Annotated in this window: 17 protein-coding genes and 1 other RNA gene; 7 read left to right on the forward strand and 11 right to left on the reverse strand. The window is 59.6% G+C overall.

The features are described 5' to 3' along the window. Positions 1–41: 41 nt before the first annotated feature. Positions 42–611, forward strand: a complete 570-nt coding sequence (locus D0T11_RS07980; protein WP_119655253.1) for a DUF1990 domain-containing protein — start codon at positions 42–44, stop codon at positions 609–611. Continuing rightward, the gene (locus D0T11_RS07985) at positions 601–1332 is read left to right on the forward strand and encodes a DUF1990 domain-containing protein (RefSeq protein ID WP_119655254.1); all 732 of its coding nucleotides are present in this window, start codon (positions 601–603) and stop codon (positions 1330–1332) included. Before D0T11_RS07980 ends, D0T11_RS07985 begins: the two co-directional genes overlap by 11 nt. A gap of 117 nt (positions 1333–1449) precedes the next feature. Here D0T11_RS07985 and D0T11_RS07990 read toward each other — a convergent pair whose 3' ends face one another. After that, complete coding sequence (locus D0T11_RS07990) at positions 1450–2112, reverse strand: cytochrome b/b6 domain-containing protein (protein WP_119655255.1); 663 nt, start codon at positions 2110–2112, stop codon at positions 1450–1452. A 170-nt stretch (positions 2113–2282) separates the two neighbouring features. Here D0T11_RS07990 and D0T11_RS07995 point away from each other — a divergent pair, with 170 nt between their 5' ends. Continuing rightward, on the forward strand, positions 2283–3329 hold the full coding sequence (locus tag D0T11_RS07995) for an NAD(P)-dependent alcohol dehydrogenase (protein ID WP_119655256.1): 1047 nt from the start codon (positions 2283–2285) through the stop codon (positions 3327–3329). A gap of 194 nt (positions 3330–3523) precedes the next feature. Here D0T11_RS07995 and D0T11_RS08000 read toward each other — a convergent pair whose 3' ends face one another. The 3 genes from D0T11_RS08000 to D0T11_RS08010 form a co-directional block, all read right to left on the reverse strand. Further along, positions 3524–5068 carry a serine hydrolase gene (locus tag D0T11_RS08000; RefSeq protein ID WP_119655257.1) on the reverse strand — a complete coding sequence of 515 codons (1545 nt, stop codon included), beginning with the start codon at positions 5066–5068 and terminating at the stop codon, positions 3524–3526. Positions 5069–5239: 171 nt separating this feature from the next. Beyond that, a complete protein-coding gene (locus D0T11_RS08005) occupies positions 5240–5734 on the reverse strand; it encodes a hypothetical protein (RefSeq protein WP_147374572.1) in 495 nt (164 codons plus the stop codon). Between the two features lie 135 nt (positions 5735–5869). Then, entirely contained in the window at positions 5870–7069 is a 1200-nt protein-coding gene (locus D0T11_RS08010) for a pyridoxal phosphate-dependent aminotransferase (RefSeq protein WP_119655259.1), read from the reverse strand. 120 nt (positions 7070–7189) lie between these two features. Here D0T11_RS08010 and D0T11_RS08015 point away from each other — a divergent pair, with 120 nt between their 5' ends. After that, positions 7190–7711, forward strand: coding sequence for a DinB family protein (locus D0T11_RS08015; protein ID WP_119655260.1), 522 nt, complete (start codon positions 7190–7192; stop codon positions 7709–7711). Positions 7712–7721: 10 nt separating this feature from the next. Here D0T11_RS08015 and D0T11_RS08020 read toward each other — a convergent pair whose 3' ends face one another. The 3 genes from D0T11_RS08020 to D0T11_RS08030 all read right to left on the reverse strand — a co-directional run bounded on the left by D0T11_RS08020 (position 7722) and on the right by D0T11_RS08030 (position 10223). Next, entirely contained in the window at positions 7722–8624 is a 903-nt protein-coding gene (locus D0T11_RS08020) for a glycoside hydrolase family 16 protein (RefSeq protein WP_182888305.1), read from the reverse strand. Between the two features lie 152 nt (positions 8625–8776). Beyond that, positions 8777–9628 (reverse strand): M12 family metallopeptidase, encoded by an 852-nt coding sequence (locus D0T11_RS08025; protein WP_119655274.1) that lies wholly within the window; start codon positions 9626–9628, stop codon positions 8777–8779. A gap of 298 nt (positions 9629–9926) precedes the next feature. Continuing rightward, positions 9927–10223 (reverse strand): DUF202 domain-containing protein, encoded by a 297-nt coding sequence (locus D0T11_RS08030; protein ID WP_119655262.1) that lies wholly within the window; start codon positions 10221–10223, stop codon positions 9927–9929. Between the two features lie 140 nt (positions 10224–10363). Between D0T11_RS08030 and D0T11_RS08035 the strand changes: the two genes are divergently transcribed. Continuing rightward, positions 10364–11410 (forward strand): mechanosensitive ion channel family protein, encoded by a 1047-nt coding sequence (locus D0T11_RS08035; protein WP_119655263.1) that lies wholly within the window; start codon positions 10364–10366, stop codon positions 11408–11410. A gap of 182 nt (positions 11411–11592) precedes the next feature. Here D0T11_RS08035 and D0T11_RS08040 read toward each other — a convergent pair whose 3' ends face one another. From D0T11_RS08040 to dnaX, 4 genes are all read right to left on the reverse strand, one after another. Next, positions 11593–13242, reverse strand: coding sequence for a P-loop ATPase, Sll1717 family (locus D0T11_RS08040; protein ID WP_182888306.1), 1650 nt, complete (start codon positions 13240–13242; stop codon positions 11593–11595). 83 nt (positions 13243–13325) lie between these two features. Then, positions 13326–14588: an NADP-dependent isocitrate dehydrogenase gene (icd, locus tag D0T11_RS08045; RefSeq protein WP_119655265.1), complete on the reverse strand. Its 1263-nt coding sequence runs from the start codon at positions 14586–14588 to the stop codon at positions 13326–13328. A 243-nt stretch (positions 14589–14831) separates the two neighbouring features. Beyond that, the gene (locus tag D0T11_RS08050) at positions 14832–17864 is read right to left on the reverse strand and encodes a M16 family metallopeptidase (RefSeq protein ID WP_245990675.1); all 3033 of its coding nucleotides are present in this window, start codon (positions 17862–17864) and stop codon (positions 14832–14834) included. A 277-nt stretch (positions 17865–18141) separates the two neighbouring features. Continuing rightward, the gene (gene dnaX / locus D0T11_RS08055; protein WP_119655266.1) at positions 18142–20304 is read right to left on the reverse strand and encodes a DNA polymerase III subunit gamma/tau; all 2163 of its coding nucleotides are present in this window, start codon (positions 20302–20304) and stop codon (positions 18142–18144) included. A gap of 255 nt (positions 20305–20559) precedes the next feature. On the opposite strand from dnaX, the gene D0T11_RS08060 reads away from it, so the two are divergent. Next, positions 20560–22725 (forward strand): prolyl oligopeptidase family serine peptidase, encoded by a 2166-nt coding sequence (locus D0T11_RS08060; RefSeq protein WP_119655267.1) that lies wholly within the window; start codon positions 20560–20562, stop codon positions 22723–22725. 170 nt (positions 22726–22895) lie between these two features. Then, positions 22896–23267, forward strand: a transfer-messenger RNA (tmRNA) gene (ssrA, locus tag D0T11_RS08065). Positions 23268–23576: the final 309 nt, after the last annotated feature.

Genomic DNA, 23576 nt, shown 5'->3' on the forward strand with positions numbered 1-23576 from the left:
AGGCTGCGTTAATGCCGGCAGTACCTTTTCTTTCCCGCCTGATGCCCAAACCCGAACAACCCGCCGATACTGGCAGCGGCCCGTTTTTTGAGCGCCGCTACTGGCTCGATGTGCAGCACCCGCGCCAGTCGGCCCCGGCGCTGTTCGAGCATATAAAGTGCCATCTGCCCGACTTCTCGCCCGATTTGCTGGCTGATTTTGAGAAGTCGCGGGGGGCGGCCGACTGCCTGGAAACCGATGACGAGTTCCGCATCAAAATTCTGGGCCCCTGGAACGGCGACGTGCGGGTAACCGAGCTGGGTCCCGATTTCTTCGAGCTGGCGACTTTGCAAAACCACCCCGAGGCCGGCCGCATCCGCTTCTCGCTGCGGCCCCACGCCACGCTGCCCGCCACCATCCGGTTCGAAATCCACTCCTGGGCCCGCTCCCGCGACGGGTTGGTCGCCTTCACCTACGACACGCTGGGCCTGGGCCGGCTGGTGCAGCAGCAAACCTGGCAAACCTTCTGCGAGCGGGTAGGCGAGTTCAGCGGCGGCCTCTGGCTGGGGCCGGTGCAGGTGGAAACCATAAAACAAAGCCAATCGGGTACTCAAATTACGCATGATGCCTAAGCCCGCTCCTCTTTACGAACGACAGAAAGCCCGCCTCGACGCCTTTACCCGCGCCGGCTACAATTTCGACCCCGACCGGCTGACCGACTACACCGCCGCCACCGGCTGGCGCGTCGACGACTACGAAACCGAGCTGCCGCCCGAAGCGCCCGGCCCGCCCGAACCCCGGGGCTCCTGGGCTGCCGCTTGCGAGGTGCTGAGCCGCTATTCTTTTCCGCCGCCGGGCCTGATCAGCGGCATCTTCCTGCCCGACCAGCCCCTGAGCCAGCGCGTGATGGTGCTGCGGGCGCAGTTTCTGGGCGTTTCGTTCTGGTTTGGCGTGCGCATCGGGCGCGTAACCGATGAAACCCGGGCACTGCCGGACGGCGGCGGGCCAGAGCAGGTGTGGGGCTATAACTACCGCACCCTCGAAGGTCATTTCGAGCGGGGCCAGATCGAGTTCATCGTGCACAAAAACTGCACGACCGGCCGGGTCTGGTGCCACATCCACGCCGTATCGCAGACCGGCCGCATCCGTAACCCGTTCTATTGGCTGGGCTTTAAGCTGTTTGGCCGCCGGTTGCAGGTACGCTTCTCCCAACAGTCGCTAAAGCGGCTTAGGCAGCAGGTGGAGCGGATGCTGCGTGAGGGCTGGCAGGCCCCGGCGGCCGACGGCCCGGCCGTTCAGCCTGTTTCCGCCCACGAAGACGCGCAGGCCCAGCTGGACAAGAACAGGAAATAGCCAGAAACCCGGTCATCCGGAGCGGAGCGCAGGACCGTGAACCATAAGGTAAGGTGGTTCAAAAATCCTGCGCCCCGCTCCCGATGACCGGGTTCTGGTTAACAGCTTGGTCAAATCCTAAACGCCTTCCGCTGGCTCGCCGCCATTAATCATGGCCGATACCACGCCGGGCTCCTCGGTTACTTCGGCCCGGAAAACGCCCACGATGTGGGCTACCACGAAGGCAATAACGGCGTACATCGTGTACTCGTGCACTTCCTTGGCCCAGTGCTCAATGCTGCGGAAGTAGTCCTCGAACACCAGAATCAGGCCCGTAACCACCATCACGCCCAGCACAACGTAGAACGCGCGGTAGCTGTAGCGCACCCACAGGGCCTTGGTGGCCCCGGCTTCACCGGCCGCCGCCCGGGCCTTAATGGCTCCGATTTTGGCCGCCGTGCGCTGGCCGCCGCGCTGCCGGAAACTCACCAGCACGCGGTAGGCCAGCAGGCACGAGATGGTGATGCCGATCCAGATATGCCAGTCCCAGATGCGGTGGGCCACGATGCGGGTGAGGCCGCGCAGCTCCTGGGCCGGCAGGTTTACGCCCTTTTCGGCCAACACTTGGCTGAACTCGGGGGCCAGCGTTTTCACCTTCACAATCACGAACAGAAATAGAATCGTGATCAGCTGGGCCAGCACGAGGCCCGAGTTGGCCCAGTGCCAGATGCGCAGACCCAGCGAGTTGTGCTTGGGTCCGTCGGCAACGGGGCGGGGGGCAGAAGAGGTTTGGGGAGCCATGGGGGGAGCAGAAAAACGGGGAAACGATTCGGGGGAGCAAGGTACGGCGGGCGCGGCAAACGGGGGCTCGGGAAGAAACGGGCCGGGACCGGGCCTGAACAAACGGGACCGGGCCGGGTTATGCTGGTTCCGTGCCGGACGATCGGTGCGCTACTTAAAATTCGCCTATTATGATTGCAGCCCAAGGCTATGCCGCCCCCGCCGCCGACCAACCCCTTGTTCCTTTCAGCTTCGAGCGCCGCGATGTGGGTCCCCACGACGTACGCATGGATATTCTGTTCTGCGGCGTTTGCCACTCCGACATTCACCAGGCCCGCAACGAGTGGGGCAGCTCCATGTTCCCGATGGTGCCGGGCCATGAAATCGTAGGTCGCGTAACGGAAGTGGGTGCCCACGTCAAGAACTTTAAAGTGGGCGATCTGGCCGGCGTGGGCTGCATGGTGGACTCCTGCCAGCACTGCGCCGAGTGCAACGAGGGCCTGGAGCAGTACTGCGACAACGGCTTCGTGGGCACCTACAGCGCCAAGGACAAGGACGGCTCCACCACCCAGGGCGGCTACTCCAACAACATCGTGGTGACCGAGAAATTCGTGCTCCGCGTGTCCAAGAAGCTCGATTTGTCGCGCGTGGCGCCGCTGCTGTGCGCCGGCATCACCACCTGGTCGCCGCTGCGCCAGTGGAACGCCAAAAAGGGCGACCGGGTAGCTGTAATCGGCCTCGGCGGGTTGGGCCACATGGCCGTGAAATTCGCCGCCGCCATGGGCTGCGAAGTAACCGTGCTCAGCACCTCGCCCGGCAAGGAAGCCGATGCCAAAGAACTCGGCGCCCACAAGTTCGTGGTGACCAAGGAAAAAGGCGCGATGGAAGGCATCAGTAACTACTTCGACCTGATCATCAACACCGTATCGGCCCCCATCGACCTGATGCCCTACGTAGCCAGCCTGCGCCTCGACGGCACGATGGTGCTGCTCGGCGTTCCGCCCGAAGCGGCCCAACTGCACGCCTTCAACCTGATTGCCAAGCGCCGCCGCATCGCTGGCTCGCTGATTGGCGGCATCCAGGAAACCCAGGAAATGCTGGATTTCTGCGCCGAGCACAACGTGATGAGCGACGTGGAAGTTATCAACATCGACTACATCAACGAGGCCTACGAGCGCATGATGAAGTCCGACGTGAAGTACCGCTTCGTTATCGACATGGAGAGCCTGAAAGGGTAATCTCTGAGCTGTAAGCAGCCAGCTTCAAGTTGACTGTCTGAATAATAAAGGAGCCCTACGCCACCTGAACAAGCCGTTCAGGTGGCGTAGGGCTCCTTTATTTGGTTGTTGTAGCGCGAACCGCAGGACAGCGAAACTCCAGCTTCGCGCTACAAATTTACGGCATCATATTGCGCAAACGGAGCGGCGGAGGCTTACCGCTTCACGAACACGTAAGGGTCCTGCTCCACGTAGTCGTTCACGCGCAGCTCCAGGTTTTTTGCCTGGCCGTTTTCGACTTCAAATTTGGCGGGCAGCACGCCGAACACGAGGTCGGAGTAAGTGGCGCGGAACTCCTGGCCGTCCATGTAGTCGAGGGTGGCGGTGAGGCCGGGGTGGTTGGGGATGACTACGAGCAACTGCTGGCCTTTCTGGGTGACCTGGATGCGGCCGAAGAGTGGGTTCTCGAACTCGCCCACGTAGGCTTTGAGGGGCAGGGGGACCTTGTTCTTTTTGGCCACGCGGGCGGCCAGGGCCAGCGTGGGGTCGGGGCCGGCCGCTAGTTCGCCGGCGCGGCGCCGAGCCAGGGCCTGGGCGCTGCGGTCGACGTAGGGCACACCGAGGTAGCTGTCGAGGATCTGGTAGCGCAGGGCCTCGAAGAAGCTCTGGTTGTCGTTGTTGGTGAGCACGGCCAGGCCCAGGCCCGCTTCGGGTACGAAGCAGACGTTGCTCACCTGCCCCGAAGCGCCGCCGGTGTGCCAGAAAATCTGGCGGCCGTTGTAGTCGGCCGTTTCGGTGCCCAGGGCGTAGGACACGAAATGGGTAGGCAGCACCGGCGACTTACGGCTGGTGATGATGGTGTTGGCGTCGCGGGTTTTGCGCAGGGCCGCCCAGGGTAGCACCTGCCGGCCCTCGTAGCGGCCGCTGTCGAGCTGGAAGCGGAGCCAGTGGGCCAGGTCGGTTACGTTGGAGGCCATGCTGGCGCAGGGGCCCATGTTGTCCCAGTTATCGAACTGCACTTTGGCCAGCGGCCCGAAGGTGTTGGAGTAGGCCGCCGCAATGTTGGGCTGCTTGGCGAATTCAAGCGACGAAACGAACGTGCGGCTCATGCCCAGCGGTTGCAATAGGTTCTGCTGCACGTAGATTTCCCAACTCGTGCCCCCGGTAGCGGCCGGAATGATTTCGCCGGCCGTTACGAAGCCCGCGTTGCAGTAGCCATAATCCCGGCGGAATTCACGGGTGGGCTGCATCAGGCGCATGCGGCGCACAATGTCGGCCCGCTCCAAGTTGGATTTGAAGAAGGTGAAGTCGCCCTGAAACGTTTTGAAGCCTAGGTGGTGGCTCATCAGGTCGCGCACCGTCACGAGGCGGGTGCTGAGGGTGTCGTAGAGGCGGAAATCGGGCAGGTATTTGGTTACCCGGTCGTCGAGGCTGATTTTCTTCTCCCCATCAAGCTTAGCCAGGGCCGTGCCCGTGAACAGCTTGGTGTTGGAGGCAATCATGAACAGCGTCTGGGCATCCACGGGGGCCGGCTTGCCCACTTCGCGCACGCCAAAGCCCTTCTGGGCTACCACCTGCCCATCCTTCACCACCACCACGGCCAGGCCCGGAATATCCCAGAGACGCATGCCGCGCCGCACGTAGCTGTCGAGGCTGTCGGTAATAAAGCGGTTGGGGGCGGTGGTCTGGGCCTGGGCGGCCGTGCCCGCGCCCAGCAGCAGGGCGGCAGCGGCGGTTATTCGAAAGGAGGGAAAGCGCATGGGGTTTGAAAAGGCAGGTTGATGATGCAGAAAGGCGGTAACAAAGAACGGTCATCCTGAGCAGAGCGAAGGCGCTTCTCACGCTAAAACGACATCGTAGCAACGACTCGGACTAACGTGATGAGTTCCTTCGCGCTGCTCAGGATAACAGATGTGTACGCAGCCTTCCAGCTACTCCTTCTCCACCGGATACTCGAACTCGCCTTCCAGCGTGAACCGGCGTGCCCCGCGGCCCACCTCGCAGACCTGGCAGCGGTAGGTGCCGCGCAGCCAGTGCCTGTCGCTGTTGACGCCCGTAATGGTCACCACCCCGGGGTTGTCGGAGCAGGATTTGGAGTAGGCCGACGTGTTGCCGTAGCGGTAGGACGCGTCGCGGTTGCGGCCGCTCAGGATTTCCTGAAATTTGTAGGTGCCGGTTTCGATGGGAAACCGGTCGATGATGATGTTCAGGCCCTGGCCGTCGGGGTCGTCGGCGCGCACGATGTTCAGGCGGAGGGCGCGGTCGGCGCTGAGAAAGAACCGGGAGCTGATGGTGTCGGCGGGCACGGTTTTGCCGTCGATGCGCAGCGTGAGCCGGCGGACGGTTTCGGAGCGAAGCGGGGCGAACGAGGACTTTGGCGCGGCCCCCAACAGGGGCAGCAAAAGCAGGGGGAGAAGTCGTTTCATGGGCGAAGGGGAACAAGAATCAGCCCAGAAACTACGAAAAAGGGAGCAAAACGGGCAGAAACGGCACTGCCCCACCCCGCCGTTAGGCAAGGCGCCCGGTTTGCGTTCGACGGCGGGTGGGAGCAAGTGCTGCCCCTAGTCGTTTTGCCGGCCCGGATACTGATGTAGGGCCATTTCCAGGCAGTCCATGGCCCGGTTGATGAGGTCGTGATGGATCACGTAGGCCAGGCGCACCTGCTGGCGCCCCAGTTCGGCAGTGGCATAGAAGCCGGCCGCCGGGGAGGCCATCAGGGTTTCCCCGTTCAGGTCGAATTCCTCCAGCAGCCATTGGCAGAAGCGGCCGGCATCGTCCACGGGCAGGTGGCAGAGCACGTAGAAAGCCCCGCGCGGCAGGGGGCAGCGCACCCCGGGCATGGCCCGCAGGCGGCGCACCATCAGGTCGCGGCGGGCCAGGTACTCGGCTTTGGTGTAGTCGAAATAGTCGGCGGGGAGGTCGGCGGCGGCCTGGGCCAGCAGCTGGCCCAGGCCGGGCGGGCACACCCGCAGCTGCGCCAGCTTGAATACCACGTCGCGCAGGGCCTGATTTTTCGTTACCAGTGCTCCTATGCGGGCTCCGCAGGCGCTGTAGCGCTTGGAAATGGTGTCGAGCAAGACCACGTGCTGCTCGGCGCCGGCCAGCTCCAGGGCGCTGGTGAAGCGGCCGTCGTAGCAAAATTCGCGGTAGGCTTCGTCGGAGAGCAGGTACAGGTTGTGGCGCAGGCACAGGTCGCGGAGCTGCTCCAGCTCGGCGCGGCTATACACGTAGCCGGTGGGGTTGTTGGGGCTGCAAATGAGGATGGCGCGGGTGCGGGGCGTAATCTTCGCCTCGAATTCGCTGATGGGCGGCAGGGCGAAGTCATCTGCCAGGTAAGAGGCTACCGGCACCAGGTGGGTACCGGTGGCCACCGCGAAGCCCGCGTAAGGCCCGTAAAACGGCTCGGGCACAATGAACTCGTCGCCGGGGTTGAGGCAGGCCAGCAGGGCGAACGAAATGGCTTCGCTGCCTCCGGCCGTCACCAGAATGTCGTCGGCGGCTACCTTCAGGCCCTGCTGCTGGTAGTAATCGGCCAGCACCTGGCGGTAGCTGTCGGTGCCGGCCGTGGGGCCGTACTCCAGCACCCGGATGTCGGCCTGCTGCACGGCCGCCAGCATTTGCGGGGGTGTTTCGATGTCGGGCTGACCGATGTTGAGGGGATGCACCGTGAGGCCGCGCCGGCGGGCGGCTTCGGCGAAGGGCGTGAGTTTGCGGTAGGGGGAGGGGGGCAGCGTCAGCCCACGCTCGGAAAGTGGCAGCATGGGCTTAAAGATAGGCGGGGGCCGCCACAAACCCAGCGCATCGGCCACCAAAGCCCTTCCGCCGCCGTAGTCCGGCCCCCCACGGCCATAACCTGCCGGCTCCCGAACGGTTAGTGCTGCATGATGGCTCCCGCCCAACCCGAAGTCTGGCTGCGTGGCCCCCTGCCCGGGGTGCCGCCCCTGCTTCAGCCCATAGCCCATGCGCTGCTCCAGGCCCGCGAAGAACTTTCCGCCGCCCTCCACGAATTTCCTGACGCGCTGCTGCCCGCCCGCCCGGCCGGAGTGGCTTCCGTGGGCTTTCACCTGCGCCACCTCAGCGGCGTCCTCGACCGGATGCAGACCTACGCCCGCGCCCAGCCCCTGAACGAAGCTCAGCTGGCCTACCTGGCCGCCGAACACAATGGCCCTACCCCACCCGAATCGACGGCGGTCCTGCTCGGGCGCTTCAGCGCCGCGGTGGAGCAACTGCTGGGCCTGCTGCGCGCTACGCCCGAAAGGACGCTGCCCGATTTCCGGCCGGTGGGCCGGCAGGCGCTGCCCAGCACCCTGATCGGGCTGCTGGTACACGCCGCCGAGCACACCACCCGCCACGTGGGCCAGCTGCTGGTGACGGCCCGGGTGGTGCAGGCTGGTCTACGGTAACCAATGGCCTTCAGCGGGCCGTCCGGGGCTTATACACCTTAATGTAATCCACAATGAGGGCACTCTGCCGCTGGCCGGGCAGGCCCGGCCAGGTGTTAAAAGGCGCTCCGGCAACAACGGCCTGGTTGACGATAATATCGGCCGGGGCGGGGAAGGTGGGTAGTTCGGTGGCAGGCACGGTCCGGAGGCGGCGGCCATCCAGGTAAAACGTTACGGCGGCGGCCGTCCAGCTGACGGCGTAGGTGTGAAAGTCGGCGGTGAGGTCGGCCCCGCCCCGGGCCTGAAACTCGGCTTGTCGGGAGCGGGCCGGCCCGTTGCTGGGGTTCCAGTGCACGTTGTTGGAAAAACTGCGGCTACTGATGCTTTCCAGCACATCGATTTCAGTGGGGCCACTGTAGAGCCAGAAGGCCGGCCAGGTGCCTGCCCCGCCCCCCAGCCGGCACCGGATTTCAAACAGTCCGTACTGCACACCCCGGTTGCCGGGCCAGCGGGCCGTATCGCCCCAGTCGCGGCGGGGCTGGAGTGCTGGTTTCAGGCTAAGCCAGCCCGACTCAAAGTGTAGTATTTTGACCGTGTCGCGGCCGGCCACGGAGTACCGGTAGGCCAGGGGCTCGGGCAAGGGGCGGGCCACCAGGTGGAGGTTGCCCTCGTGCAGCTCCAGGGCGCGCTGGTCGTAGTATTCGTCCTCCCTGGCGTTGCCGATAAGGGTGCGGTAGGTATCGGGGGTAAATTTCCAGGGCGAGCGGACCTGCATATCGGCCACGTCGCGGTAGGTGTCGAAGTCTTCGAGCCAGACGAGCTGCCAGTCGCGGTAGCGCAGGCGCTTCTGAGCGCTTGCCGGGGCCGCCAGTAGCAGCAGCGAGAGGCACGGGAATAATAATCGGCCAGCGGCCGGTAGGTAATGGCTGAACATTGAGGAGCGGGTAACGGAAAGCTGGTGCGCTAAACGTAAAACAACCGGCTTCCGATACCGCGGCGGCGGCGGGGTGCAAAAAAAACGGGCGGCCTTCCCGCAGGAAAGCCGCCCGTCGGAAGACGTAGCCGGCGCCGACCGGCTCATGCTGGCTAGTACATGACGTCGATGCCGCTCTTGTCGCCGGCTGAGAGGCCGGTGCGCTGAATGTTGAAGGTGGAACCGTCCTTCTTCACGATGGTAGGCTGGCCGTTCGAGGAGAACGAGAAAGAGCCGTACATCATGATGGAGCCGAAATCGAGGGCACCGAAATCGGTGCCGCCGTAGCCCAGGTCGGTGTACTTGGTGAAGTTGCCCTCGTAGCCCGACTGAATATTCTGGGTGAGGATGTTGACGAAAGCGTCGCGGTCGGCCCGGGTCTGCTCGTGAAACAGGCCCAGAGCGTGGCCGATTTCGTGGATGGTGTTGCCCGTGCTACAGCCCGAGGCCAGGTTGATGTACTGCTGACTGCCAGTGCGCCCGATGTTGGAGGAGCAGCCCGAGCCCACCCGGAACGTAACAAAAGCGGTTTGGGTGGTGCGCTGCACGAAGCGCACGGGGGAATTGGCCTGCCAATGGGCAATGGCACCGGTCACGCGGGCCTGGTTGGGCAGGGCGGGGTCGATGGCGTAGTACACCACGCCCGAGGGCCAGCGGCCGGTCGTGCGGCCGGCGCTGCCCGGGCGCTGCTGGCCGCCGGCGCTGGTCGCCAGCTGCTCACTGGTGAGCAGAATATCGCCTTCGTACACTTTGTCGCCGTTGATTTCCTGGTAGCTGACGGGCTGTCCGCCCCACTCGCCGGTTTTCAATTCTCCGGTCTGGTTGGGGTACGCCAGCTCGGCCTGGGCCTGGGCTTGCTGCTCCGGCTGGGCCGGCCGGGCCTGCTGGTCCTTGCTGCAACTGGTTAAGGAAATAGTGCCAAATAAGGCCGAGTAGGCCAAGATGGAAAAAGAAGGTACTTGCATGACGTAGAGGGTTTTGGTGGTGGAGTATGGAAAGAACGTCAGCAAGAAAAAGAATATTTTGTATCGCGGCGAAAAATCTTTCCCTGCCGCCCGGCTTCAGTCCCGTTCCAGACCCCTGCCCAATGAATTCCGCGGCGGGCAATTCAGGATTCTGACCGCCAAAAAGCGGCCTGGCAAAGGTGAAAGGGGCTTTTTCAGTCGGGAGCCACTTCGGTTCATCAAAAGCAGGCGTCCACGACCGGTCCTCGGCAATGCCAAAATCCTATAACCTAAAAGGAGTGCAACAGACTCGCCCAACTCAGGCCAGCGCGTCGGCGGCGGCCACGTACTGCTCGATGTGGCGGGCACGTACCCGGTAGCGAAACCAACCCACTACCGAAATCACCACGCCCATCGGCACAAACAGCACGCCCACCCACACATACACGTTGTTGCGAAAGAAGTTGATGAGCGAGAAACCGGCAATAACCAGCGTCATGCCGGTGCGCAGGTAGGCCAGCAGGGTTCGTTCGTTGGCCAGGCGGGTGCGTTCCATGGCCAGGCGGTCGCGCAATTCAAGGGGAGAGTGGGGCGTAGCCGTGTGCAGAGTCGTCATGGCTGCTCTTACGCAGACGGGGGCCGCAACGCCGCCCGGCGGCGGCAGCCAGCGGCTGCTACAACCATTGGCCGGGCAATTACGTGTTCTATGCTACCAGCCTTTCCCTACCGGCCTTCTTTTCCCCTTTTTCATACTGTATGGATTTCTCTATTGCCTGGCAGAAGCTCAACGGCATGGGCCGCAGCTTTATGGCCGTACTGCCCAACCTGCTTATCGGGCTGGTCGTGCTCGTGGTGTTCATCTTCATTGCCCGGGGGATTCGGTCACTGGTGTTGCGGGTGGCCCAGAACCGCCACCAGAGCCAGAGCCTGACCTTACTGCTGAGCCGGCTGGCCTACGTGTTCGTGCTCATTTTCGGGATACTGGTGATGTTCACCATCATGATTCCCAGCTTCACGCCTACCAGCCTGCTGAGTGCCCTCGGGGTGGGCGGCGTAGCTATTGGCTTTGCGTTCAAGGATATCTTCCAGAACTTCCTGGCCGGAGTGCTGCTGCTGCTCACCGAGCCTTTCCGCATCAACGACCAGATTAAGTACAAGGACTTCGAGGGCACCGTGGAGAACATCCAGACCCGGGCTACCACCATCAAAACCTACGATGGCCGCCGCGTCGTTATCCCCAACGCCGAACTGTTCATCAACGCCGTGACGGTGAACACGGCTTACGACCAGCGCCGCCTGCAATACGATATCGGCATCGGCTACGGCGACGATATTGCCGCGGCCCGCAAGCTCATCATCGAGGCCATGCAGGAAGCGCCCAACGTGCTCAACGACCCGGTCCCGGAAGCCCTGATTGTGGATTTAGCCGGTAGCAGCGTGAATATCCGGGCCCGCTGGTGGATTAAGCCCCCCCGCCGCGCCGACTTCATGGACTCTCAGAACGAGGTGCTCGAGCTCATCAAGAACAAGCTCACCGCCGCCGGCATCGACCTGCCCTTCCCCACCCAGCAAATCCTGTGGCACGACCAGACCGAGGAAACCGACGGCAACCGCCAAACCCAGCGCGAAGGCTGGCCCGCCGGCAAGGGTGAGGTGCCCCGGTCCCGCGCCCAGGTGCGGGCGGAAGCGGAGGAACAGCGGCAGCAGCTGGCCAGCAACAAACCCGAGCCGCGCCAACTGACCAAATCAACCGAGAAGTTGCAGCCTGAGCCACGGCAGCCGCAGGCTGATTCGGTTAGTTAGGTTAGTCGGTGAAATTAGAAAAGGCCGCACCTTCCTGTGTGGGAAGGTGCGGCCTTTCTTGATTTAATTTGGCTGTGTTGCCGATGAAGCCTATGAGACATTCAACCACCTAGTATGAAGTCACACAGAAGTAAACTGAAGAGAGTGAATTTGGTCGGCTAATATGTATAAATTTATTTAATTTATACATAAGTGTCTTCTAATGCTTTTACATTTATCTTCAATACAGAGTAGAAAGCTTTATGTACATATAACCTAGCTTCTGAATTGAAATCAGAAATAGAAATATCTTCATCTGAATTGTAAAAAAAGTAGATTGAATGTTTAGATGATTTTTTTATTCCAATTATTCCGACAGTGTATAAAATATATGATAATTCAGAAACAAAAGTGCTATATCTCATTTTATTGAGACGCCATAAATGAGTTATTCTATATAATTCTCCTTTGAAAGATTTCTCGTAGCTTTCATCTGTATACAAACTGTAAAAACGTTCCTCGTCTATATTTTTTATTCTAAATCCATTATACATTCCGATTAAGAAATCACATGACTTTTTAATGTCTCCGTAATTTTCGCTCCATTCATCCTCTAGCGCATTGAGTCTATCTGAAGAATATCTTGCTTCCGCCTTCTTTATTGCACTACTAGGTATATTGCTCTTCTGATCTATTAATGGAATCACCTTGTTAAGGTATGTTATTAAGTCTCTAGGTCTTAAAAATGTTCTATCAATTATATAGTCAAAACCAGATTCTTTGGTTTTTCCAATGGGTTCAAAAGCATTTGAAGAGGATAATACATCACCAGATATTATTTTTAATCTCTTGTCTATAAGCTCTCTTAAAGATTGTTTAGACCAAGTTAAGTCTAAGTATAAAATATTGAATTTTTCCCTTTGTCCACCTCTATGTTCTTTTGCTGAAAAAAGCATTTGATGTAGGTTGTCTCTGAGAGCAATAATAATTTTAGCGTTTTTGAAAATTTGAAACTCTTTAATAACTTCAATCATTGAAGTTATTAAATCATAAACTATTTGAGGAGATGCCCATTCTTTGTCTAGATCATCAATCACTATATAATATTTCTTTTGTGATGTTGACAAAAGATCCTTCATTATATTGATTACTTCATATAATTCTTCTGCTTGTATTTCACTTATTATTTTCTCGGCTTTGTATTTTATTTCTTCAGTAGTTTTTGTGCTAAAAATTTTTGTGCTTTCTCCTTTTAGATTAAATACAGCCTTATCTAAACCAGTAGATACTAAAAACTTATCTTCTGCTTGTTTTTCTAATTCCTTAATTCTGTGCTCCGTCTTTTGCCAAAATTCATTTGACCAATTATCTAAGTATTGAATCCCTCTTTCTTTAGCTGGATTGACTTTACCAAACTTATTTCTGGCTTTATTGTATAATGATTCTATGATATTTTCCTTCTTATTGATGTCTTCCGAAAAATGAAGTTTCAATAATTCTACAATAAAAACATGCTTCCAAAGTACTTTGTAGAAAAAATTTAAATTAACATCCATGCTTCTGAAATATCCAAGTACATTAGAGTTGGTTAAATATTTTACAGACATTGATTCGGGTTGAATACGGGTTAAGTTTTTTGTAGACTCTTCTAAGCGTCTTATCAATGCTGACTTGCCAGATCCAGTACGGCCTATAATTACACATTTTGGGTTCTCTGTATCTCTGAGTACTTCTAATTCACCGTGTTCAATAAAAACTTTGTCGAAGTTGTTGTCTGATTCTGCATCTGGGGATCCAATTATCTGGTATTTAGTGAATCGGAATTTTTTCGGGACGAAAGATTTTTTAGTCATATATGTATTGAAGTAAAACCCCCGCGCCGGCCTTGCAGCCAACGCGGGGGTTCCGGTTGAGGTAGTTGGCTTGCACCAAGCTACTACATATCCTGGATAATCTCGTCGGCGAATTCGCTGCATTTGAGCAGGGTGGCGCCGTCCATCTGGCGTTCGAAGTCGTAGGTGACGCGCTTGGCGGCAATGGCGGCTTCGAGGCCTTTGTAGATGAGGTCGGCGGCTTCGTTCCAGCCCAGGTGCTCCAGCATAAGGGCGCCGGAGAGGATAACCGAGCCGGGGTTCACTTTGTCGAGGCCAGCGTACTTGGGGGCCGTGCCGTGGGTGGCCTCGAAGATGGCGTGGCCGGTGACGTAGTTGATGTTGGCGCCCGGCGCAATGCCGATACCGCCCACGATGGCGGCCAGCGCGTCGGAGATGTAGTCGCCGTTCAGGTTGAGGGTAGCCACCACCGAGTAATCGGCGGGGCGGAGTAGGATTTGCTGCAAGAAGGCGTCGGCGATACTGTCCTTGATGAGGATTTTACCGCTGTCGAGGGCCAGCTTCTGCTGGGCATCGGCTACTTCCTGGCCCTGCTTGGCCAGTACTTTGTCGTACTGGGCCCAGGTGTACACCTTGTCGCCGAATTCCTTTTCGGCCAGCTCGTAGCCCCAGGTTTTGAACGCGCCCTCGGTGAACTTCATGATGTTGCCCTTGTGCACGATGGTCACGGAGGGCTTTTTGTGCTCGATGGCGTACTCGATGGCCGCGCGCACGAGGCGCTCAGTGCCTTCCTTGCTCACGGGCTTGATGCCGAAGGAAGAAGTTTCGGGGAAGCGGATTTTCTTCACGCCCATCTCATCCTGGAGGAATTCCAGCATTTTCTGGGCCTGGGGCGTGCCGTTCATGTACTCGATGCCGGCGTAGATGTCCTCGGTGTTTTCGCGGAAGATGACCATATCGGTCAGCTCGGGGTGCTTCACGGGGGAAGGTACGCCCTCAAACCAGCGCACGGGGCGCACGCAGGCGTAGAGGTCGAGTTCCTGGCGCAGGGCCACGTTCAGGCTCCGGATGCCGCCGCCTACGGGCGTGGTCAGGGGACCTTTGATGCCCACCAGGTAGTCGCGGAAGGCGTCCAGGGTTTCGTTGGGCAGCCAGTTATTGACTTGTTTGAAGGCCTTTTCGCCGGCCAGCACTTCTTTCCACTGGAGCTTGCGCTTGCCGTTGTAGGCTTTTTCTACTGCCGCGTCGAACACGCGCACGGAAGCCGCCCAAATATCCGGACCCGTGCCGTCGCCCTCAATGAAGGGGATGATAGGTTGATCGGGCACATTCAGCTTGCCGTTTTTGATGGTGATTCTCTCTGCCATTGTCGAAAAGAAGGTGTCAGGTGTTAATTGACAGGTATTTTGAGGTTATTGCTTGATTGGTTGTGGGCGGTGTTTTGATAAATCAGTACGTCATGCTGGGCGTAGCGGAGCGAAGTTGAACCAGCTCTACCGCAGCAGTAATTCTCTCGATTGGTTAGCGTTACAACGAAGCGGTAGAGCTGCTTCGACTTCGCTCCGCTGCGCTCAGCATGACGTGCTTTTTTTTACCCGTTCACCCCATCCCTAGTACCCGAAAATCTCTTTCAGGGTAAGCTGCTGAACCTGGCCGTACTTGGCCAGCTCCTTGAAATTGAGGCGGTCTTTGGAACCGATAACCAGGATGGTCTGGGGCTGGCCTTTCACGCGGGCCTGCTGAAACTGGAGCAGGTCGGCGAAGCTCATGTTGGCGGTTTGCTCGTACACGTCGCGGCGCAGGTCGTAGTCGAGGCCGAGGCGCTTGGCGCGCTCGTAGCTGAAGAGGATATCAGACTTGGTGATGCGCTCGGTGGCGATGCTGTTGCGGATGGCGGCCTTGGCAATCTGGAGGTTGGCTTCGGCCGTGGGCATGTCGTTGAGCAGGGTGTTCATGCCGGCCATGGCCTCGGGCAGCTTGTCGGCCTGGGTACCGATGTAGCTCATGTTGTAGGAGCTGCGGCCCACCTTATCGGCGTTGGAGAAGCGCGACGACGCGGAGTAGGCCAGGGCCTTGCTCTCGCGCAGCTCCTGAAACACGATGCTGCCCATGCTGCCCCCGAAGTACTCGTTGTAGAGGCTGGTGGTGGGCACGAGGCCCTTGTCAAACAGCGGTCCTTTGGTCAGAAACAGGATTTCTGCCTGCACCATGTTGTAATCCACCCAATACACCTTAGCCTTGTCGAGCGACTTCTCGGCGAAATCCTTGCTGGCGGGAGTAGGGGTAAGGGTGGCGGGCGTTTTGTGGAGTTTCAGTACATTAATTATACCCGTCGCCGTTAGGGTTTGGTGAGGCTGCGTGCCAGTTGGGTGACTGTTGACCGTGACTGTCGCAAACCCATCCACTGGTCGTGGCCCGTAGTACAGCACCCGGTGCTGGAACGTGGGCAGCTTCTGAATGACGGCGGTGAGCTGCTCGGGCTTCAGGGCCTTGAGCTCTTTCTCGCTGAGCTGGGTGGTGAAGGGGTTTTGCGCGCCGTACTTGGCGTAGTTCACCATGGCCTGCTGCAAAATCACGCCCTTGTTGAGCTTGGCATCGGCCCGGCCCTTGAGCACGCCGGCCACCATGTTTTTGAGGGCGGCGGCATCGGGCTTAGGGGCGTGCAGGAGCTGCTCGAACAGTTGCAGGGCCGGCTCCATGTTGCTGTCGAGGCCGCTCAGGCTCACGAACGTGCGGTCCTGGCCGCTGCTCACCGAGAACGAGCAGCCGAGCTTGTAAAACTCCTGCTGCAACTCGGCGGCTGAGTACTTGCCGGTGCCCAGGTATTGCAGGTAGTCGGTGGCCAGGCCCAGGCGCGGGTCGGTGTTAGTGCCCATATCGAGCACGTAGTACAGGTTGAAGAGGTTGTTTTCCTCGTTGTGGGTGTAGTAGACCGGGATGCCCGAATTCAGCTTGAATTCCTTGATGTCCTGCTTGTAGTCGATGAAGACCGGCTTCAGCTCGGGGTTGGGCAGCGCCGTTACCTGCTTGTAGAAGTCGGAAGCTACCTCGCGGTTCACGGGCACGGGCGTAATGGCGGGCTTCACCACTTTCACCTTGTTGGGGTCTTCGCCGGTGCGCTTGTAAATCACGGCGTAGCCGGGGCCGTAGTACTGTTGGGCCACGCGCATCACATCGGCCTTGGTCAGTTTACCGAAATCCTCGAACTGCTGCAAGTAGTCCTTCCAGTCGGTGCGGGCCACGAAGGCGGCCACGAACGCGCCGGCGCGGGCCTCGTTGCTTTCGTAGCTTTTGGTGCGCTGGAGTTGCTCGTTGTTGATGATGGCCGGAATCAGCCATTCCGGAAAGTTGCCCTTCTTCACCTTCTCCAACTGGCCCAGCAGCAGGTCGCGCACTTCCTCCAGCTTCTGGCCCTGGCGGGGCGTAGCGTAGAGCACGTGGGAGGAGTAGTCGTTGTTAAGGTCGGTGAACGAGGCAGCCTGTAACACCTTCTGCTGCTGATTGAGGTTGAGGTCAATCAAACCGGCCTGGCCGTTGGTCAGGATCTTGTCGATCATGCGCAGCGCCAGCGCGTCGGGCGTGTTGGTGCCCGGAAACCGGAAGCCCAGCATCACGTTCTCGGCGCTGGGACCCACGATTTTGGTTACTACCGGGGCCGTCAGCAGGGCCTCCTGGGCCACGGTAAACGCGGGCACCGGCTTGGCTTTCAACTGCCCGAAGTACTTGTCGATGACCCGGATGGTCTGGTCGTAGTCCAGGTCGCCGCTCAGCGTCAGGGCTACATTGTTGGGCACGTAATACTTGTCGAAATACGCCTTGATTTCCGTAATCGACGGGTTTTGCAGGTGCTCGATGGTCCCGATGGTAGTCTGGGTGCCGTACTGGTGCTGCTTGTACAGCGTGCGGTTCAGCGCCTCGTACTCTTTGCTGAAGTCGTTATCGAGGCCGCGGTTTTTCTCCTCGTACACCGCTTCCAGCTCCGTATGAAACAGGCGGGGCACCATTTCGCCCAGCCGCTCGCTCTGAATGGCGGCCCACTTCTCAATCTGGTTGCTCGGAATGTCCTCCTGGTACACCGTCTGCTCGACCGACGTGTAGGCGTTGGAGCCCTTCGAGCCGATGGCCCCCATCACCTTGTCGTACTCGTTGGCCACGGCATAAGTGGCCGCGACGCCCGAAATGGAGTCGATCTGGTGGTAGGTTTTCTGGCGGGCCACGGGGTTGTCGCGCTGGCTGCGGTACTGCTCGTAGAGGGCTTCAATCTTGGCCAGCTCGGGCTTTTCCTGGGCCCAGTTCTGGGTGCCCAGGTGCGAGGTGCCCTTGAACACCATGTGCTCCAGGTAGTGGGCCAGACCAGTAGCGGTGGCCGGGTCGTTCTTGGAGCCCGCCCGCACGGCCAGGTATGTCTGGATGCGCGGGGCATCCTTGTAATCCGACAAATAGACGGTCAGGCCGTTATCGAGGGTGTAGATGCGGGCCTGGAGCGGGTCGCCGGCAACGGTCTGGTACTTGTACTCCTTCTGCTGAGGCGTAGCGGCGGCTTCGGTGGCAGGAGCGGTAGAAGCAACGGGCTTGCTGGATTGGCACTGGGTCAGGCCCAGGGTAGCCAAGGCCGGAACGAGGAGCAGAAGGGGTTTTTTCACAGGAAAACCAGGTCGGAGAGCGGGCAGAAGGGAAGTAGAACGTCAAAGATAGGCGACCCCCCCGGGAATAAAAAGCCCCGCCACACCCGTGCGGCTCCCAAGTCCGAAAAAATGCTTATAGAATCGCAGATGCTGCAGATGCTGCGGATGAAAAATGATTCGTTCAATAGGGTTTTAAGGGCCGGCGTTCAGTTCGCTAATCCGTTCTCAGCACGAATCTGCCTACCGAACGAATCCTCCGTCAGCACGAATCCTCTTCATCTGCAACATCTGCGATTTAGTCGGCATCCAGCCCCAGGCGCTGCTTCATCTCGGCCAGCATGGGGTACTTTTCGGTCAGGTACTCCAGCTTGTCGGTGGCGGTATAGAGCTTGCGGCCGGTTTCCTGGCGCTCCACCACGCTCACCTGCACACTGAGGCGCGGATAGCCGGAGCGGCGGCGCAGTTCACCCAGAAAATCGGCCCGGAACTCGTTGAACTGGTCTTCCTGTACCGGGTTATCCACCTGCAGCAGAATCAGGTGCTGGTCGTTGGCCTGTACCGGGCGCTTGAGGATGCTATAGTGCATCATGCTCACGGCCTTGCGCTCCTCGGTCAGCTCCTGCCACACGCGCTGCAAAGTGGCATCGTCGATGGCCGGCAGGCCCGTGGCGGGGCCGCTGGGCTCGGCCTCGGTTGTAACTTTATTGGCAGCCGCCTGCTGGGCCAACTGGGCTTTCATGGCGCTCATCTGACCCAAACCGGGCAGCTTGGTACCCAAACCCAGCGGCTTGCCCGGCGGCGGCATCCCGGGTTTGGGAACGGGCGGGGGCAGGGGGGCGGCCGTTACGGGCGTCTGGCCCGGCTCGTGGCCGGCAATGCTGGGCCGGCCGGTTTCAATGTGCGGCACCGTGTCGCGGAGCTGGCCGGTGGTGGGCACCTGGGTGGCCGTTTCGTCCTCGATGCTGGGCGTATCGTGGAGCTCCTCCACGCCGCTTTCCACCGGCACAATGGGTTCGGGGTCGGCCGGAGCGTGGGCCAGGTTTTTCGTTTCCTGTTTTTCGCTTTTCAGCGGCTCCGGGGCTTGGGATGAAGACTTGGCGTAAGTGGCCGGGGTTTCGGCCGTGCCATCGGCTACCAGCTGGCCGTTGGGTGCTGGGGCCACGGTGTTTGGGGTGGCGGCCGGACTTACGCTACTTTTTTTTTTCGCCTCGCCGTTACTGGCGGAGGCGGGGCCGGCGTTCAGGTCGCGGGCAAACTGCACGGCCCCGTTGAGGTAGGCCAGCTTCATGAGCATGAGCTCGACGTGCAGGCGCTGGTTTTTGGCCTGCTTGAACTCCCGGTCGCAAAGGCTGACCAGGTTCAGGGAAGATAGCAAAAAGGCCAGCGAAGCCGCCTGGGCCTGTTGCACATAGCGCGCCCGGATGTTGTCCGACACTTCCAGCAGCTGCACCGTCACGGGGTCTTTGCACACGAGCAGGCCGCGCAGATGCTCGGCGGTGCCCACCACGAAGTTGTGCAGGTCGAACCCGTTCTGCATCACTTCTTCCAGCAGCAGTAGCGTGGCGCTCAGGTTTTCGGTCAGCAACGCGTCAATCAGCCGGAAATAGTACTCGTAATCCAGAATGTGCAGGTTCTGAATTACGTCCTGGTAGCGCAGGTGCTGGCCCGAGAAGGTCACCATCTGGTCGAACATACTCAGCGCGTCGCGCAGGCCACCGTCGGCCTTCTGGGCCAGCAGGTGCAGGGCGTCGTCCTCGGCCTGAATCTGCTCCTCGGTAGCCACATAGCGCAAATGCCCCCGGATGTCATCCACCTTGATGCGGTTGAAGTCGAAGACCTGGCAGCGCGAGAGGATGGTGGGGATGATTTTGTGGCGCTCGGTGGTGGCCAGGATGAAGATGGCGTAGCCCGGCGGCTCCTCCAGCGTTTTCAGAAACGCGTTGAAGGCCGCATTCGAGAGCATGTGCACCTCATCGATGATGTACACCTTGTAACGGCCCTGCTGGGGAGCGTAGCGCACCTGCTCCACGAGACTGCGGATGTCCTCGACGGAGTTGTTGGAAGCCGCGTCCAGCTCGTGGACGTTGAACGAGGCGTTTTCCTGGAAGGCCCGGCAGGAGCTGCACTTGCCGCAAGCCTCCAGCTCGAAGGGCGTGTTGTCGGGGTCAGCGGCGGTCAGCAGCGCGTCGGGCACGATGGTGGGCTGAGCGGCAATCAGCTCCGACACTTTACGGCCCTGGCGGACGTGCTCCTCCACAAACTCGCAGTTGATGGTTTTGGCCAGAATGCGGGCGCAGGTGGTTTTGCCCACGCCCCGGGGGCCGCAGAACAGGAAGGCCTGGGCCAGGTGCTGCGATGCAATGGCATTCTGGAGGGTGGTGGTGACGTGCTGCTGCCCCACCACGCTGCGAAACGTGGCCGGGCGGTACTTACGGGCCGAAACAACGAAATTTTCCATACGAGCTAGGGGCAAAGATACGTAACCGCCCGCCCGATTCCGCCTCTGATCCGGCCAATAACGCCCTGGCGGCGGCGGCCGGAGCTAAATCAATATGCTTGTATTATATATAATTTTGTGTATATTTAATATGAATTTATCGTTCAGTTGCTGCGGCTCTGCTGGCAAGTGGCGCCACGCGGCGGGCAGCGCCGGCGGATGGGTCAGGTGGGGCGAGGGACCGGTCTGAGTTTCACCTTCAGTCTTCATTCTTCTATGAAACACACTGTTCTGTTGCTGCTGGCCGGTGGGCTGGCCGCCGGCCCCCTACGGGCCCAGCGCGCACTCCCGGCCACGCCGCAGCGTCCGGTTACCGATACGTATTTCGGCCGACAGGTGGTAGACAACTACCGCTGGCTCGAAGATGTGAACAACCCCGAAGTGAAAGCCTGGTTTCAGGCCCAGGCCGACTACACCAAACAGATCCTTGACCGCATTCCGGGCCGCGACAGTCTGATCAGCACTTTCCAGGCCTACGACCGGCTCCTGACCGTGCGCTACGGGGAAGTGAAAAAGCGTGGTAACCGCTACTTCTACCGCAAAACCCTGCCCTCCGAAACCGTGGGCCGGCTTTTCGTGCGGGAGGGCAAAACCGGTCCTGAAAGGCTGCTCTTCGACCCCACGGCCTATGACAAGTCTACAACCTATGCTATGACGGCCTTCACGCCCAGCCCCAACGGCCAGCTGATTGCCATTGGCCTACAGGAGGGCGGGGTCGAGCTGTCCACGCTGCGCATCCTGACCGTGGCAACCCGGGCGCTTGGGGCCGAGAGCATTCCGGCCGTATTTGGCGGTGGAATCGACTGGCTGCCCGATGGCAGCGGCTTCCTCTACACCCCCAACAACTCCACCGACCCCCAGGACCCCAAGGGCAACTTGGATACCAAAGCCCGCCTGCACCGCCTGGGCCAGCCCGTGGCCGCCGACCCCGACCTGTGGTCGAGGGCCAAAAACCCGGACATGGGCATCCGACCAGACCAGTACCCCGTCATGTTCTTTGCCGACGACCACACCCAGGTGTACGGCCTGCTCGCCTCCGTGGACCGGCGCGCCGATGCCTGGCTGGCCGACCCCGCCGACCTGGCAAAGCCCACCATTGCCTGGAAACGGCTGTCCGCACCCACCGACAGTGTGTATGACTTCCGCAAACTGGGCAGCCGCCTCTACCTGCACAGTGTGAAAGGAGCCCCCAAAGGACGCATCCTGGTCACGGATGCTGCTAACCCCAACCCCGCTACGGCCACCGTACTGCTACCCGAAGGGGAGGGCAACATCACGCGGCTGCTCTCCACCAAGGACTACTTGTTTGTGGTGCTCAGCGACGGAATAAACGAAACGGTGCGGCAGTATGACCCGCGCATTCAGCAGTGGGTGCAGATGCCCATGCCCAGCACCGGTACTGCCGGCCTGGAGCCCTACGACGCGGCCCACAGCAACGAGCTGTTTACCTACGTTTCTACCTGGAACCGCCCCGAAACGGTGTACGACTACGCACCGGAAACCCGCAAAATGGTGCTCAGCCCCTTCGATATGAAAGCCCGCTACCCCGGCACCGACGACTTGGTGGTGGAAGAGCTGGAAGTGCCCGGCCACGACGGCACCCTAGTGCCCCTGTCGTTGATTTACCGCAAGGACCTCAAGAAGGATGGCAAGGCGGTGTGCTTCATGACGGGCTACGGGGCCTACGGTATCTCCGCCACGCCTTATTTCAGCCGCCGGATGCTGGCTCTGCTCAATCAGGGGGTAGTGCTGGCCGCAACCCACCCGCGCGGGGGCTCCGAAAAGGGCCAGGCCTGGTACCGGGCCGGCTACCAGACCACCAAGCCCAATACTTGGCGGGACTTCATTGCCTGTGGCGAATACCTGGTGAAGAACCGCTACACCAGCCCCCGCCACCTCATTGGCGAGGGAACCAGCGCGGGTGGCATCCTCATTGGCCGCGCCATCACCGAGCGCCCCGATTTGTTCGCCGCCGCCATCAGCAACGTGAGCTGCTCCAACGCCCTGCGCATGGAAAACTCGCCCAACGGCCCCGTGAATGCCCCCGAGTTCGGAACCGTGAAGGACTCGGTGCAGTGCATGGGCCTCTACGAAATGGATGCCTTTCAGCACGTAAAACCGGGCACCCGCTACCCCGCCGTGCTGTGCGTGGGGGGAATGAATGATCCGCGCGTGATTGTGTGGCAGCCCGGCAAGTTTGCGGCTGCGTTGCAGGCGGCCAGCACCTCCGGCCGGCCCGTACTCCTTCAGGTCAACTACGATAACGGCCACTTCACCGAAGACAAGCAGGTTACGTTCCGCAACTTCGCCAATATGTACGCTTTCGCGCTCTGGCAAGCAGGTCATCCCTCCTTCCAGCCCCGCACCATAGCCGCGAAGTAGGCCGGGCGGGGAAAGCAGAAACCACAGCTGGGGCGGCTGTGCGTTCTGCCATACTTTCTATTTCACCGCGAACCCGCACCGGAACATTTTTGGTCCCACGCAACGTTTCTCCGGCAGCGTGCGTACATTCGCACCCCGCTATTGGTGGCGGGTATCGTTCTTTCACAACTGGGGCTGACCGGAATTGACAGCTTGTGCATGTCGCGAGTAAGCGTGTCGGGAGTTGGATGAATCTCCCGTAAAAAAAGTTGTCCAAACAATAACTGGCGAGTATAGCTACGCCATGGCTGCTTAGTCTAGGTACTAAGTAATTGCCATCGTCCCGCACCCGTAATCCTGCTCACGGGTGAGTTCGGGGCGTCGTAAGAGTTGGGATAGTTCGTGGGGCACTGTGACCCACGGGCGAAACTCAAACAGATAAGGGGAAATCAAGGGCCTGATGTGCGCCTGGCTTCCCACGAAAATCCAAGCATAGATACACACGTAGAAAACTCGACGCCTTCCTTGTCTGGACCAGAGTTCGAATCTCTGCAGCTCCACTTCTGAACGATGCAAAAACCCCGTCGGCCCCGGCCGGCGGGGTTTTTTGTTGCCCATCCGCCGGGCCAAGCCAGCAAGCCCGATGGAGGTTGAGCTTGAGTAAATGGCTGAAAAATAAGTATTTGCAGATGTTTAAAATTTGGCGTTTCTCTGATTGACCGCCAGGGCAAACGCATGAAGCCTACGTGAGGATTTGTTTGAGGTAGTGAATGTCGTAGGCCGCTTTCACGCGCCGTTTAGCCAGACTTAAGCCGTCGCGTTGTTGGGTGAGCACTTGCAGGGTGAGCTTGCGTAAGGTGGCCAGGTTTTCC

This window comes from Hymenobacter rubripertinctus (assembly GCF_003583925.1).
Taxonomy (GTDB): Bacteria; Bacteroidota; Bacteroidia; order Cytophagales; family Hymenobacteraceae; genus Hymenobacter; species Hymenobacter rubripertinctus.

What these genes read in the sequence shown, in the direction of transcription:
- D0T11_RS07985 (WP_119655254.1), top strand. Translation starts at nt 601, where the DNA reads ATGATGCCTAAGCCCGCTCCTCTTTACGAACGACAGAAAGCCCGCCTC.
- D0T11_RS08005 (WP_147374572.1), bottom strand. Translation starts at nt 5,734, where the DNA reads ATGAAACGACTTCTCCCCCTGCTTTTGCTGCCCCTGTTGGGGGCCGCG.
- D0T11_RS07980 (WP_119655253.1), top strand. Translation starts at nt 42, where the DNA reads ATGCCCAAACCCGAACAACCCGCCGATACTGGCAGCGGCCCGTTTTTT.
- D0T11_RS08000 (WP_119655257.1), bottom strand. Translation starts at nt 5,068, where the DNA reads ATGCGCTTTCCCTCCTTTCGAATAACCGCCGCTGCCGCCCTGCTGCTG.
- dnaX (WP_119655266.1), bottom strand. Translation starts at nt 20,304, where the DNA reads ATGGAAAATTTCGTTGTTTCGGCCCGTAAGTACCGCCCGGCCACGTTT.
- D0T11_RS08020 (WP_182888305.1), bottom strand. Translation starts at nt 8,624, where the DNA reads ATGTTCAGCCATTACCTACCGGCCGCTGGCCGATTATTATTCCCGTGC.
- D0T11_RS08060 (WP_119655267.1), top strand. Translation starts at nt 20,560, where the DNA reads ATGAAACACACTGTTCTGTTGCTGCTGGCCGGTGGGCTGGCCGCCGGC.
- D0T11_RS07990 (WP_119655255.1), bottom strand. Translation starts at nt 2,112, where the DNA reads ATGGCTCCCCAAACCTCTTCTGCCCCCCGCCCCGTTGCCGACGGACCC.
- icd (WP_119655265.1), bottom strand. Translation starts at nt 14,588, where the DNA reads ATGGCAGAGAGAATCACCATCAAAAACGGCAAGCTGAATGTGCCCGAT.
- D0T11_RS08025 (WP_119655274.1), bottom strand. Translation starts at nt 9,628, where the DNA reads ATGCAAGTACCTTCTTTTTCCATCTTGGCCTACTCGGCCTTATTTGGC.
- D0T11_RS07995 (WP_119655256.1), top strand. Translation starts at nt 2,283, where the DNA reads ATGATTGCAGCCCAAGGCTATGCCGCCCCCGCCGCCGACCAACCCCTT.
- D0T11_RS08030 (WP_119655262.1), bottom strand. Translation starts at nt 10,223, where the DNA reads ATGACGACTCTGCACACGGCTACGCCCCACTCTCCCCTTGAATTGCGC.
- D0T11_RS08040 (WP_182888306.1), bottom strand. Translation starts at nt 13,242, where the DNA reads ATGACTAAAAAATCTTTCGTCCCGAAAAAATTCCGATTCACTAAATAC.
- D0T11_RS08035 (WP_119655263.1), top strand. Translation starts at nt 10,364, where the DNA reads ATGGATTTCTCTATTGCCTGGCAGAAGCTCAACGGCATGGGCCGCAGC.
- D0T11_RS08010 (WP_119655259.1), bottom strand. Translation starts at nt 7,069, where the DNA reads ATGCTGCCACTTTCCGAGCGTGGGCTGACGCTGCCCCCCTCCCCCTAC.
- D0T11_RS08015 (WP_119655260.1), top strand. Translation starts at nt 7,190, where the DNA reads ATGATGGCTCCCGCCCAACCCGAAGTCTGGCTGCGTGGCCCCCTGCCC.